At 60.3% G+C, this 12,258-nt stretch carries 14 protein-coding genes; 12 read left to right on the plus strand and 2 right to left on the minus strand.

Annotated elements, in window-relative coordinates; all coding sequences use genetic code 11:
• Positions 1-449: 449 nt before the first annotated feature.
• The 5 genes from F6X53_RS27645 to F6X53_RS27660 all read left to right on the plus strand — a co-directional run bounded on the left by F6X53_RS27645 (position 450) and on the right by F6X53_RS27660 (position 2,117).
• Positions 450-716, plus strand: coding sequence for a hypothetical protein (locus F6X53_RS27645; protein ID WP_151004436.1), 267 nt, complete (start codon positions 450-452; stop codon positions 714-716).
• 54 nt (positions 717-770) lie between these two features.
• Entirely contained in the window at positions 771-1,031 is a 261-nt protein-coding gene (locus F6X53_RS27650) for a hypothetical protein (protein ID WP_151004438.1), read from the plus strand.
• The gene (locus tag F6X53_RS27655) at positions 1,028-1,171 is read left to right on the plus strand and encodes a DUF4175 domain-containing protein (protein ID WP_151004440.1); all 144 of its coding nucleotides are present in this window, start codon (positions 1,028-1,030) and stop codon (positions 1,169-1,171) included. The genes F6X53_RS27650 and F6X53_RS27655 overlap by 4 nt, the downstream gene beginning before the upstream one ends.
• Before the next feature lie 240 nt (positions 1,172-1,411).
• Positions 1,412-1,543, plus strand: a complete 132-nt coding sequence (locus tag F6X53_RS33770; protein ID WP_280526075.1) for a hypothetical protein — start codon at positions 1,412-1,414, stop codon at positions 1,541-1,543.
• 70 nt (positions 1,544-1,613) lie between these two features.
• Positions 1,614-2,117: a TIGR00645 family protein gene (locus F6X53_RS27660; RefSeq protein ID WP_151004442.1), complete on the plus strand. Its 504-nt coding sequence runs from the start codon at positions 1,614-1,616 to the stop codon at positions 2,115-2,117.
• Between the two features lie 542 nt (positions 2,118-2,659).
• Here the strand turns inward: F6X53_RS27660 and F6X53_RS27665 are convergent.
• Positions 2,660-3,250 carry a helix-turn-helix domain-containing protein gene (locus F6X53_RS27665; protein ID WP_151004444.1) on the minus strand — a complete coding sequence of 197 codons (591 nt, stop codon included), beginning with the start codon at positions 3,248-3,250 and terminating at the stop codon, positions 2,660-2,662.
• A gap of 336 nt (positions 3,251-3,586) precedes the next feature.
• On the opposite strand from F6X53_RS27665, the gene F6X53_RS27670 reads away from it, so the two are divergent.
• The 7 genes from F6X53_RS27670 to F6X53_RS27700 all read left to right on the plus strand — a co-directional run bounded on the left by F6X53_RS27670 (position 3,587) and on the right by F6X53_RS27700 (position 11,685).
• Positions 3,587-6,301, plus strand: coding sequence for a DUF4214 domain-containing protein (locus F6X53_RS27670; protein ID WP_151004446.1), 2,715 nt, complete (start codon positions 3,587-3,589; stop codon positions 6,299-6,301).
• Positions 6,302-6,450: 149 nt separating this feature from the next.
• Positions 6,451-8,004: a class I SAM-dependent methyltransferase gene (locus F6X53_RS27675; protein WP_151004448.1), complete on the plus strand. Its 1,554-nt coding sequence runs from the start codon at positions 6,451-6,453 to the stop codon at positions 8,002-8,004.
• A gap of 45 nt (positions 8,005-8,049) precedes the next feature.
• Positions 8,050-8,847, plus strand: coding sequence for a SapC family protein (locus tag F6X53_RS27680; RefSeq protein ID WP_151004450.1), 798 nt, complete (start codon positions 8,050-8,052; stop codon positions 8,845-8,847).
• Between the two features lie 219 nt (positions 8,848-9,066).
• A complete protein-coding gene (locus F6X53_RS27685) occupies positions 9,067-9,960 on the plus strand; it encodes a WcbI family polysaccharide biosynthesis putative acetyltransferase (RefSeq protein WP_151004452.1) in 894 nt (297 codons plus the stop codon).
• A 38-nt stretch (positions 9,961-9,998) separates the two neighbouring features.
• Positions 9,999-10,496, plus strand: a complete 498-nt coding sequence (locus tag F6X53_RS27690; RefSeq protein ID WP_151004454.1) for a SapC family protein — start codon at positions 9,999-10,001, stop codon at positions 10,494-10,496.
• A 71-nt stretch (positions 10,497-10,567) separates the two neighbouring features.
• Entirely contained in the window at positions 10,568-11,104 is a 537-nt protein-coding gene (locus F6X53_RS27695; RefSeq protein WP_151004456.1) for a hypothetical protein, read from the plus strand.
• A 185-nt stretch (positions 11,105-11,289) separates the two neighbouring features.
• A complete protein-coding gene (locus F6X53_RS27700; RefSeq protein WP_151004458.1) occupies positions 11,290-11,685 on the plus strand; it encodes a helix-turn-helix domain-containing protein in 396 nt (131 codons plus the stop codon).
• A 32-nt stretch (positions 11,686-11,717) separates the two neighbouring features.
• Here the strand turns inward: F6X53_RS27700 and F6X53_RS27705 are convergent, their stop codons facing one another.
• A complete protein-coding gene (locus tag F6X53_RS27705) occupies positions 11,718-11,903 on the minus strand; it encodes a hypothetical protein (RefSeq protein WP_238296009.1) in 186 nt (61 codons plus the stop codon).
• Between the last annotated feature and the right edge of the window lie 355 nt (positions 11,904-12,258).

Below are 12,258 nucleotides of genomic sequence, written 5' to 3' on the forward strand. Positions count from 1 at the left end.
CGGCTTCCACGCCGGCGATGAAGTCCCCTTCATCGCCCGCCGCTGGCCGACTTCTTCAACAGCCTGTTAGGCGCCAATCGTCCGAGAACGCATCCCGGAAAGGCTTCCGAGAAAGGGCTCGGGTTCTCCGACAACGCGTCTTGGCCAGCGCTCGGTACCATTCCTACCGTAGCGACCTGACGCACCTTGGCCATACGGTCGGGCCATGACTGAGTCGCCAGCCCATAAACCCGGCAACGTCGTCGAGCTCCGCTCAGGCCAGGCCCCGCCGGCCGACCTGACTGCGGAAGAACCCTTGCGCACATCCGCTCATTGGTGAAGGGGCTTAACTACGCTTGCGGCGAGGAGGTCGTGGACATGTATCTCGACATGATCCGCGCTCTAGTTGCGAAGGTGAGGAAGTGATCGAGCCCTAGCGCTCGACCGTCCGCGCTCATACGCTCGTCGGCATGGCCGAATCACCACCGACCACCGGCGAGTTGTTCAAGGCAAAGGCGATCACCGCCGAGGATCTGCACGCGGCGGTCGACGCCTACATGGCGGACCCGACGACGACGCTTTTCATGATGGGCGAGGGCTACGGCCTGGACCTCGCCGAGGCGGTCCGCGGGCATGAGCCGACCCGGAAGGTGCTCGCTAGCCCGGACGAATCCGCCACCTTCAAGCGCACCATGGTGCAGACCGCCATCATCTTGGCCCGGCCGGTGAAGCGGTGAGTGGTGGTCCGGCTGCTCTGGGCTGCGCGATGCTGTGACCTAGCTTAAGCGGCCATGACGAACCCTGCGACGATCGAGACGCTGCTCCAACAGGGAGCACTGACGGAGGAAGAGGTTCAGAGCGCCGTCAACGCGTGGCTCGCCATGCCCTCCGCGACCCGCATTCCCGTAGGCTCTCACGAGGTGGTCGTAGGCACGTTGCTGCGGCAGAACGGGTTCCTGGCAAAGACGATGCGCGACCCGGACGCGAGCGAAGGCCTTAAGAAGGCCGCGCTGCGGAAAGTGCTTCTGCGAGGGCGGCCGGAGAAGCGATGAACCCCGTCGCTGGCTCAATCATGATCGCTATCGCGGCGGCCTTCTTCGGGTTGATGTATTTCGCCGTCGCGTACGGACATCCCTGGCTGCTCGCAGCGTTGGTAATCTCGGTCATCGCGGCCTTCGTGAGGTGGGGCTGAAATGATCGTACTGCCTCCCTGGCGAGAGGTCACCACCGACGACTACCACTCGCGCAACTTCCCAGAGACCACCATCGGCTCTTCGTTCATCGCGCAGACCGCCGCGGCGCACGAGCTGATTCGCGGCCAGCATGCCGGCGAGTACCGGATCCGGCTCGTCCTGCGCGAGGCCGTGGACCTGAAGCCGAGCAAGCGCTCCAACCCGTACTGGGTTTCGACTACCACGTCGGCTCCGACGACATGCGCACCTGCGCGGACGAGGTCGTCATCGAGTTCAGGAACGGCCGGCGCGAGGTCGTGCCGATCTACAAGACCGCTGAGACGGCGGGACTGAAGGGTGGTGGCTGGGCTGGCGGGGTTGTGCGGCGCTAGTGCCCGAAACTTGCCGGTGTCGCGCGGGCGTGCGACACCGCCCACGAAGCTTGAGCGGGCGAGGATGCGGATGCTGGAACGGGCGTTTGAGCGGGCCCTGTTCGCGTGCCGGTGGCTGCTGGCCCCGTTCTACGGGGCGTTGGCGATCGGCCTGTTCGTGCTCCTCGTCAAGCTCCTCCAAGAAATCGCCCATTTCGCGCTTCACGCGCTCGAATCGAACGAGTCGCAGACGATCCTCGGCGTGCTGACGCTGGTGGACCTGTCCTTTACCGCCTCGCTCCTGATCATCGTGATGTTCTCGGGCTACGAGAACTTCGTCTCGAAGTTCGACCATTCGGACCACAAGGACTGGCCCGAATGGATGGGCACGATCGACTTCACGGGCCTGAAGCTCAAGCTGATGTCCTCGATCGTGGCCATCTCGGCGATCCAGCTCCTCAAAGCCTTCATGGATGTGAAGGCCAGCTCCGACCGCGACCTCGCCTGGCTCGTCGGCCTGCATATGATCTTCGTGATCTCGGGGCTCCTGATGGCCCTGACCGACCGCGTTGCGGCCGGCCACCACGACAAGTAGGCGAAGCTCAGCGCGCCTTTAGAACGGCTCGGCAGGTGGCGTTAAACGGCCGAGAGCCAGCGGCGTGGCTGAAACCTCCGAGCGCGACCGTGACCAAGAAGCGGGCCGGGCCAACGTTCGAGGAAGACCCGGCCCGCCAGTCCGACCGCTAGGGGGAAGGATTCGCGGGCAGACGCTGGATGATGGGAGCGGCGCAGTTAGCGGGTCGTTACCGGCGCCGGGCTCACAGCCACCCACAGACATGACGAAGCCCGCGCGGCGGGTGCCGGCGGGCGTCGTTCGATGCCGAGCTTATGGGGATGTGCGAGAGATCTCGCTGGAGCCAAGACAGCGGGCCGAGCGATACCGCAAGGGAGCGACCGCCCGGCCCACCGGTCAAACCGCAAGATGACGGGCATCGCGGAAAGACACCAAACGCTTAGCAGATCGAAAGCCGCTCGTACAAAGCGATTCACCTCGCATCGCTGAGTTGAGGCTGCCCCTGCTACTCGCAAGCTCGAAGCATCGAGCCGTCCTCGTCGACCTGGAATGCCACAACCGCGCTATGAGGCTCCCAAAATCCGCTGCACGGTGCTGGTGCCCACCCCGAGGCTCTTGGCGATCTTGTGCATGCCGAGGCGCGGGTTCTCAGCCTTTGCCGCTCGGATCGCCGCCTCGATTTCCGGTCCAATCCTGCGTCGAGCAGGCGGCTTATCTGGAGCAGGCTCGCGATCAGCTGCGGCGAGACGCGCAGCCTTCCTCTCAGCGTCCGCATCGGCCTCGACCAGCCCCGCCTCGCTCAACGCGAGAAGCTTCTCGAACTCCGGGATCGCGGCGCCGCTGAAAATCTCCGGGTCCTTCTCGAAGATCATCGCGAACGTCTCCGGATCGTAGAAGCGCATCATCATCAGCGCGAAGTCTCGATGATTGACGCGAAGCACATCCGCCCAGTTGCGCATTTGATCAGGGGCAATCCGCGCCCGGCCGGTTTCAATCTGCGAGATGTACTGCTTGATGCTGTACCCGACCGCCTTCATGAAGGTCGCTTGCGAGAAGCCCCGGTCTTCACGCAGTTCCTTGATAAAACGACCGCCCAAACGGCGGAGAGCGATGGTCTCCGGCTCGGAGAGTTTCTGCGCATATGAAGAGTGCATGAGCTTTTAGGTGGGTAGGAGGCGCGATCAGAGTGGGCAGCTAGATCACATAGATTGGTGGCGGTTTCTACGGCTCTGCCGCGGCCCGCCTGGTCAGCCTCCGACTCAGCCGCGAGGAGCGTCAGCCCTTTTCCAGCGCGAGCCGTGGCGTGAGAGGCAGACAGGTCGACGCCTCATTCCGGCCTCAACCCAGAAGCCTGCGGTCACGGCGATGCGCAGACGCCAGTAGATAAAATTCTCGTAAAATCAATTACTTGCGCCATTTTGTGCTTTTTCCACACCACCGAAAAATCCTGCGACTGGCTTCGAGAAATCGGCCTAGACACGGATGGTTTCGTGAAATACACACTGTCACGACCGTACCAAACCGGTCGGGGCTTCGGGGAGGAGCCGACCAGCCACAGTGCTGGCGGGGCTTCCCTGCACCGCAAGGGAATGACGATGGCCTTAACAGCTGAACAGCTCAACACAGTTTACCAAAATGTTCTTTTCCGTCCGGTCGATCCGGCCGGCATCGCGTACTTCGCGAACCGCACCGACATCTCGGATGCCCAGGTCCGCCAGCAGATCGAGCTGTCGGTTGAAGCCAACACCTACGTCACCCCCATCGTGCGCCTTTATCAGGCTGCTCTCGGGCGCGTTCCGGATGTGGGCGGTCTGCAGTTCTTCGTTGGTCAGCTGCGCGACAACGGCTTCGACTACACGGGCATCGTCAACCAGTTCCTCGGCACCCCCGAGTATCAGGCTCGCAACGGCACCTCCGGCGGTGTCACGTCGCAGCTGGTCACCAACCTCTACCAGGACATGCTTGGCCGCACTCCGGCTCAGTCCGAGATCAACTACTGGCTGACCAAGACCCCCGCTCAGACGCTCGACGGCATCGCGAACTCGCCCGAGTCCGCTAACCGCAACGCTGCTGGCGTGGTAACCTTCCTCGAGTCTGCTGCTGTCGGCACGCCCAACACCGGTACGCTCAACGACCAGGTCGGCCCCAACAGCGGTACGACCTTCGAGCTGACGACGGGCACTGATACGTTCGTTGGTGCGGCAACCAACGACACGTTCGTGGCCACCGGAGCTACGCTGAACGCGTTTGATTCGATCGATGGCGGCGCTGGCACCGACACGCTGACGGTCACGAACGCGTCCGGCGCCCTGACGCTGAACACCAATGCCACGATTTCGAACGTTGAGAACGTGACGATCCGCAACGCCGGTACAACGGTAACTGCTGACGTTTCGAAGTACACCGGCCTCGAGACTGTTTCGGTCGAGCAGCTTAGCACCGCCAACATCAACGGCGCCGTCACTGTCACCACAAAGGCAAACGCGACGTCGGTCTCTGTGACTGGTGGTTCGACCATCAACATCACTGACAACGGCACTGGAACGACCGCGGGTACTGCCGACACGCTTTCCACCGTCTCTATCAACGGCGGCGTCTCCCCGACCAGAACCAATCTGGTGACGATCTCGTCCGACGCGCTCACGACCCTGAACCTCACGAACGAGACGCATGACGTCCGCGTCAACGCTGCAGAAGGCACGCGTGCGCTCGCCGTCAAGCTCGACGGCGTGACGGGCGGTAGCGTCCGCGACGATACTGCGACGTCGCTGAGCCTCAATGTTGTCAACGGCAACGTGCCTACTTTTACGGTCACGACCGATGCAGCGACCGCTCTGACGCTTACGGGCGACAAGGCTATCTCGCTTACTCTAAATGATACCGGTGGCAACGCCGCAAAGCTGGCAACGATCGACGCTTCTGCATACACAGGCGGTGTCACGATCCTCAGCACCCTGGATGTTGATACCGCTTTCACCGGTGGCTCGGGTTCCGACACGATTAATATCGGCGCAGCTACGAAGGCGATTGCTCTCGGCGCAGGTGACGACAACATCGTGGTCACCGGAACGCTGTCGGCAGTGACTGGCACCATCGACGGCGGTGCAGGCACCGACCAGCTTACGGTCGATGGCGCTGATTACACCACCGCTGGGACCTCGACCGTGGTTAATGGTCAGACTGTTACAACGGTTACCGGCCTCGACGTCCTGAACAAGGTGACAGGCATCGAGACGGTCGAGTTCACTGGCTCGGGCGACGTCGCTCTGAACGGAACCACCTTCGCGAACACCGGTGTGACGAAGTTCCTGTTCAACGGCGCCGGCGACGACATCATCACGAATGCTGGGTCGGCTCGGACCTACGCCTTCGGAGAGGCAAACAGCGGTGACGCGTCCTTCACTGCGAAGGTCGGTACCACGACGATCAACCTCAGCTACGAGGGTGGTACTACGGGCGACGCCACGACGGATTCGCTCGCTGTTACCTTCAACACGGGTGCTGATCCGGCTGGCACGGCTTACACTGTGAACCTCGCCTCGAACGGAACCGCTGAAACCGGTTCGAACGAGACTGGTGTCATCACCCTGACGGCAGGCTCCACTATCAACATCACGGGCGCTCATGCTCTGGTTGTTGACAGCCTCGCAAATGCTGAGACGGTCAACGCCTCGACGTTCACGGGTGCGCTTACGCTCACCGGTTCGGCTGGCAACGACACCATCACCGTCGGCACGGGCGGTTCGAACATCACCGCCGGTGGCGGTGCCGACACGATCAATCTCGGTTCGGGCCGCGATTTCGTGAAGTTCGGAACGAACGACTCGGGTGTTGTCACCGACGGCGTTGTTGGCACGATCGACACGGTCACCAGCTTCACCGTTGGCACCGCTGCTACACCTGGCGATCAGCTGCAGCATGTGGGCACCGAAGCGGGTTCGTACACCGCCATCACCGCAGGCGGTCAGACCACCATCAACAACACGACGACCACCATCACTGCTGCGGCAACCGCCGCTGCTGCTGATCATACCGGTATCGGCTGGACGGCATTCTCGTTCCAGGGCAGCACGTATGCTCTGTACGAGGTGGCCGACAGCGCCACGTATGGAACCGGCGATCACTTGGTGAAGCTGGTCGGCGTTGCCGTCGCTGACCTTACCGCCGCTAACTTCGCGTCGGTTCCCGGCCCGGCCCTGATTTAAGCCAAGCCGACAGCGCGCTTAACCTGCGATACAACTACTGAGCGGGGGACCTTCGGGTCCCCCGTTTCGTTTCAGGGTTAGTTTGCTACGACCTTAACGCCAAGGATGCAGGTAATACTCTCCCCAAAGCGCATACCGCAGGACCTAGTATGACAGCTTGGACCGAAGGCTACGTGGCCGACATTCCTTACGCCCTTGGCTTCTACCGAGAGACGGTCCCAGCCCATGTGGCCTTCTCCGCAGCCTGTGTCGGCAAACACCCAGGCTTAGCTCTCCAACCCCAGCGCGTGCTCGAACTCGGGTTCGGCATGGGCCTCGGCTTCGTCATCAACGCCGCCGCCAATCCTGGTACTCATTTCGAAGGTATCGACTTCAATCCGCTACACGTCGCTCACGCCCGCGGCCTGGTTGATGATGCAGAGCTGACGAACGTTAGCCTGCGGGAAGCCAGCTTCCAGGATCTTGCCCGAGAGGCACAGGAGGGACAGCACGACCTCGACCTTATCGTGCTGCACGGCATTCTCACCTGGGTCTCGAGCGATGCTCACGAGTCCATCGTGGAGATCGCCCGTAAGCGTCTGAAACCAGGTGGCTTTCTCTACGTTTCCTATAACTGCATGCCAGGCTGGGCTCCGGTGCTCCCACTCCAGCGACTGATGCGAGAAAACGCCAAGCGCGTGGCTGGTCGCTCTGACGAGCAGACTGAGTCCGGACTCGAACTCGTCAAAGCCTTGATGAGCGAGGGAGCCAACTACTTCGCTGCGAACGCAGGACTTCAGCAGCGCATCGAAAAGATGAGTTCGCTCGATAGAAACTACCTTGCTCATGAGTATCTGAACGCGAATTGGTTTATATTCCACTTTGCGGATGTCGCCGAGATGTTTGGTCGAGCGAAGCTTGGCTTCGTCGGATCCGCGACGCTGGTTGAGAATATTGACAACCTCGCATTGCCCAAGGAAGTTAAGGCGCGGGTTGCTGCGGAAACGGACGTCGTGTTCAAGGAAACACTACGCGACATTGCTTCGAATAAGCAGTTTCGACGCGACCTATTTGCACGTGGAGTCAGCACTCTGAACTCGATTGAACACAATTCCATACTAGGCGCTATGCAGTTTTCGCTAGCCCTGCCCCGATCTCAAGTAACGTTTAAAATTCCAAGTCCGGTCGGTGAACTGAACGGCAACGCCGAGATCTATGGGGCAGTTGCAGACCTGCTCGCTGAGAAGACAGCAAGCTTTGCCGAAATCGCCTCCCTCCCGGCCTTCCGCGAAGGAGGGGCGGGGGCCGCCCTCCAAGCCGTAACTTTGTTCGTACATAGTGGCCAAGTACTACCAGTGCCCGTTAGTGGGTCATCGAATGCGGAGTTTGATCGGAGCCCAGCTCAGCGGCTGAATAGAGTCATTGCCGAGAAGATGTTGCAAGGCCGCACCTTCAATTTCTTGGCTGCGCCGGCAGTCGGCTCGGGCATTCAAGTAGCTACCACCGACCTGCTGATGATTGCCGCTGTACTTGCCGGTGAGGGAAATACTGCAGAAACGGTGACGGCGCATGTCCTTCAGAGCATGCAACATCTCGGTATCAACTGGGTGAAGGACGGTAAGGCGATCACCGATCCAAGCGAGCGCACCACAATTGTCACTGGCGACGCCCGCAGCTTCCTCAGCGAGAAGCTACCAGTCTGGCAGAGGCTCGGCATCCTATAGCCGCATTCCTGGTGCGGGTAGCGTACCTCGTCTGAGGGAGCGTCTATGAGCAGCATCCACCCCGTATCACGCTCGCGCCACGCCGACCTGCGCTGGCGGCGCTTCACTAGTTATCAATTCGCGGCGGCAACGGCTTTGGTCCCGCTCGCTGCGGCCGAGATCACTCAAGCGGCTCTGTCACTACCGTTGGCCTTCGTTCACCGCGACGGGCGCTGGAGCCTCGCCGCCGTTCTCGGCCTCTTGCCTGGACAGAATCTCTTCGTTGATGCCAGCGGCTCATGGCTGGCACGCTACATCCCGGCTGGTTTGCGCGGCTACCCCTTTCTGATCGGCACACAGGCTAGCGGAGAGCACACCCTCTGCATCGAGGAGGCTAGCGGGTTAGTCACTGAAGGCCCGGATGGTGACTCGTTCTTCGATGAGGCAGGTGCGTTGAGCCCTCTCGTGACGGAAGTCGCGAACTTCCTGAGTGACACGGCTCGAAGTGAGGCGACACTTGTGCAGGCTTGCGGGCTCCTTCAGTCGGCGGGCGTGATCGAACCCTGGCCAATCACGATCCAGGGTAGCGATGGCAGTCAACAGGTCACCGGTCTGAACCGTATCAATGAGGCCGCGCTGAATGGCTTAGATGACGCAGCCTTCAGCCCTTTGCGTCGAACCGGTGCGGTTGGAGTGGCTTATGCTCAGCTTCTCTCGGTGGCGAATCTCGGCCAACTCGGTCAACTCGCCCAGGCTCGTGCTCAGGCCGAGGCAGCGGAACGGGCGCGCGCCGAGGTGAAGCCGATGATCACCCTGCCGGAGGACAGCAGCATCGACTGGGACTGGAGCAAAATTGGGCGGTAGCTGCGCTTTGGTGACCGTCGCGCGATCTGCCAAATGACTGCGCGGGCATTTCCGCCAAGGACCCCCTCATGACCGTAGCCCTTCCCATTCGGGCGACGAGCCTTTAGTTCGTTTACGTGGATGCGGGGGATTGGGTGTCGCTGCTCACCTGGGTTGCATAGCCACGCAGAGGGCTCGCGATTGTGCTTCTGAGAGTCTTGGGCCATCAAGGGGCAGAATGTGACCAAAATCTCAATTATTGGAAATTGCCAGAGTCACGATATCGGCCGTGCAGTCAGGCTTGGGTCAGAGATTGTCGTTGATGATTGGATCGATGTGTCGTCATTCGGCACGGAGTGGTTTGAGCAAAAAACTTCAGAAATACTTTCGAAGAATAGAGTTGAAGGTCTGGATATCGTCACGCAAACTATAAAAGATGCTCGCTTTGAAAACTTGAATACCGCTGAATTGAAAAGTCAGAGAAGCCGCATTCATACAATGACGAACATGTGGTTCACGGGGCTTCATCCTGACATGACGTATTTAGGTGGATTCAAAGAGAGAATAGTAGGTCCACTTGGCGATTACCACAGCAAAATTGTTGTTGGCGCGTTCTTGGCCGGCTTAACACAAAGTGAGTGCAACAACCTTTTTAATGGTCGTTTTTTTGAGAAGGTGGGATTGTTTGATGAGTTCAAACAATCTTCAATAGAGGCCCTTGGCCGAGACGATGGTAACGATATAAAAGCAGCGACAGAAATACTCGATGCGTGCCTTGAAGTTCCATGTTTTTACACAATTAACCACCCAACAGCCGCCGCCGTAGATATATTAGCTGGCAAAATCTGTCATTATTTTGAAAATAAATACGTAAATTACGATAGTAGATACTATGCATCTACTTTGGCGACAGGCACTTGGTGGCCGCTTTATCCGGAAATAAAGGAAGTTCATAAGATAAAGTATCATACCCCTATGGCTTTCAAGCAAGCAGATGGGGACGGTGGACGAATGCTGACACTGGTCGAATTCATTGAACATTCGTATGCGAGCTATGGTTCGTATGGAATACAAGCAATGCGCAGCACGGAGCAGGGCGAGCACTTCAAGAATTTGATTGAATCGAATCTTTGAACGCTTTGTTTTCTGATTTTGAATCGAGATCGACCTGCATGCACCTTCCACATTGCGTCGATGTGGCGGGCGCGCTCTTGGTGAAGAGCACCGAGGGCGAGACGTTCTTCGACGAGAGCGGAGAACTCAGCGCGTCCGTTCGGCAGGTCTGGACCTTCCTTCATGAGACTGCGAAGAGCGAAGCAATTCTCACCAACACATGCGGGCAGCTTCACGCGGCTGGCGTGGTCGAGCCGTGGCCGATCCTGATCCAGGGCGAGAATGGCACTCAGCAGATCACCGGCCTGCACGGCGTCAACGAACTCACCCTGAACGCGCTCGATGATGCCGCCTTCGGCCAGCTTCGTCGGACAAGTGTTTTTGACGTCGCCTACGCGCAACTGTTGTCAATGGCCAATCTCTCGACGCTGGGCGAACTCGCTCAGACCCGCGCACAGGCAGAAGCGGCCGAGCGAGCGAAGGCCGAGATCAAGCCAATGATCACACTGCCCGAGGACAACACCATCGACTGGGACTGGAGCAAGATCGGCAGGTAGCTGCGCTTCAGTAGCGCACGTCGCGCAATCAGCAGAGTGGACGCGCGGGCATTTGCGCCAAGGGTACCCTCATGACCTCGACCTTGCCGCTCATCGCCAGGAGCCTCCAGTTCGCCTACTCGGAGGCTGAGGATCGGCTCTCGCTGCTCGCCTCGGATGCCGAGCGCCGTGTCGTGCATGTCGCGCTGACGCGCCGCCTGACGAATAGCCTCGTCAACGGTCTGGCCAACCTGCTGGAGCAGTCCAGCCCGCTCGCCACCACAGCCCCGGCCGACCTTCGCGACGACATCATCCTGCTGGAGCACCAGGACGCGCTCTACGGCGAGACGCAGGTGCCCTCGCCGGTTGCCGTCGCAGGAGGGGAGGAGACAAGACTGAACGTGCCCGCTCCCCGTTTGGTCCAGGCGGTCGACGTCAACATCACGCCACGGACCTTCGAACTCCTGTTTCGCGCCGGACCGAGCCCGTTGATCCGCCTCAGCCTGACCCGGCTGGAGGTGCACCGGGTCATCGAGAATCTCAGTCAGAGGGCGCAGGCCGCGGGCTGGAACATGTCGGTCGAGTCGGCCTGGATGGAGCCGGGGCAGATGGAGATCGTCTTCAACTGAGGAAGGGATCACACCGGGGCTTGCAGGCGGGGCTTGCAGGACTGCCGGTCTATGCAACTTCCGTTTAGCGTGGCTCATTCATCACATGAAGGAATCTCTTCACGCAACGGCGGGCGTTGTAGAAGCAACTTCCCTGATGGTATGTTACAACCATACCCTACGTCGACCGCACCAGGCCCAGTACCATGTTCACCAACACCCAGCGCCTCTCCAGCCCGGAGGTTCAGGAACTCCGCCGCGAAGGCGGTCGTCTCCTGAAGCGTCTGCGCGAGGCGCAGGGGCTATCGCAACGTCAGCTTTGCGCGTTGGTCGATGGGGGGGTCTATACCTTCATCTCGCAGCTTGAGACCGGGCGTGGTCGCATTGCACCAAATAAGCTGCGGGCCTGGGCCGAGGCGCTTGACCTGCCGGCCGCCGACTTCGCCAAGATGATCCTGCCCTACTATGATCCAGAGACCTACGCGATCTTGTTCGGGGATGAGGAGCTGAGCTCCGGAGAAAACTCCGCCCAAGCACCCGCGACGTCGGGTCTGCATCTCGTCAGCAGAACTGAGATCAACGAAAAACCCCGCGAGCCGTGAGGCTGCGGGGCTGCTTTCTTCGTGGAGGCGGATTAACCGCCGCCGCCAGGGCCCTGGCCGCTACCTCCACCGCCGCCTGTCGAGTTGGACCGGGGCTTGTTGTTTTCCTCGGCGTTGCCGGATGCGGCCGACGAGCTATTCGGATCGCGGCCCTGAGCGAGGACGGGGCCGGCGCATACCAGCGCCAGCGTCGTAAGGATTGCGAGCTTCTTCATCATGGCTTCCTGGTGGATGGATCCAACTTAGGAGCGAACAACGGGGCTTGGCATTGAAAGTTGCTCCTGCCTGCTCACTTCCCAGCGCATCTTCGCCTTGGCTTGCTGCGCGTTAGTGAAGAAGCCCCGCGCCGTGAGGCTGCGGGGTTGAGTGACTGTGAGGCGAGAAGAGCGACCCCGCCAGCACAGGATCGGGGGAGAGGTCGACTGGCGGGGCCGTGCTAGGTGGGCAGCACCCAACAGCGTCACTCTGCTCGCATGGATTGGTACGGACACTCACGCAGGTGAAACGGGGCCAGAGATAAAGAGCGCCAGAAGCTGCGGAGCTGCGGGCCTCGGGGTCAGAAGCTCTGAGGCG

The sequence above is a fragment of the Methylobacterium soli genome, from assembly GCF_008806385.1.
Classification (GTDB): domain Bacteria; phylum Pseudomonadota; class Alphaproteobacteria; order Rhizobiales; family Beijerinckiaceae; genus Methylobacterium; species Methylobacterium soli.

Excerpts from the sequence above, each read along its gene's own strand:
- F6X53_RS27645 (WP_151004436.1), top strand. The coding sequence starts at position 450 with ATGGCCGAATCACCACCGACCACCGGCGAGTTGTTCAAGGCAAAGGCG.
- F6X53_RS27650 (WP_151004438.1), top strand. The coding sequence starts at position 771 with ATGACGAACCCTGCGACGATCGAGACGCTGCTCCAACAGGGAGCACTG.
- F6X53_RS27655 (WP_151004440.1), top strand. The coding sequence starts at position 1,028 with ATGAACCCCGTCGCTGGCTCAATCATGATCGCTATCGCGGCGGCCTTC.
- F6X53_RS33770 (WP_280526075.1), top strand. The coding sequence starts at position 1,412 with ATGCGCACCTGCGCGGACGAGGTCGTCATCGAGTTCAGGAACGGCCGG.
- F6X53_RS27660 (WP_151004442.1), top strand. The coding sequence starts at position 1,614 with ATGCTGGAACGGGCGTTTGAGCGGGCCCTGTTCGCGTGCCGGTGGCTG.
- F6X53_RS27665 (WP_151004444.1), bottom strand. The coding sequence starts at position 3,250 with ATGCACTCTTCATATGCGCAGAAACTCTCCGAGCCGGAGACCATCGCT.
- F6X53_RS27675 (WP_151004448.1), top strand. The coding sequence starts at position 6,451 with ATGACAGCTTGGACCGAAGGCTACGTGGCCGACATTCCTTACGCCCTT.
- F6X53_RS27680 (WP_151004450.1), top strand. The coding sequence starts at position 8,050 with ATGAGCAGCATCCACCCCGTATCACGCTCGCGCCACGCCGACCTGCGC.
- F6X53_RS27690 (WP_151004454.1), top strand. The coding sequence starts at position 9,999 with ATGCACCTTCCACATTGCGTCGATGTGGCGGGCGCGCTCTTGGTGAAG.
- F6X53_RS27695 (WP_151004456.1), top strand. The coding sequence starts at position 10,568 with ATGACCTCGACCTTGCCGCTCATCGCCAGGAGCCTCCAGTTCGCCTAC.
- F6X53_RS27700 (WP_151004458.1), top strand. The coding sequence starts at position 11,290 with ATGTTCACCAACACCCAGCGCCTCTCCAGCCCGGAGGTTCAGGAACTC.
- F6X53_RS27705 (WP_238296009.1), bottom strand. The coding sequence starts at position 11,903 with ATGATGAAGAAGCTCGCAATCCTTACGACGCTGGCGCTGGTATGCGCC.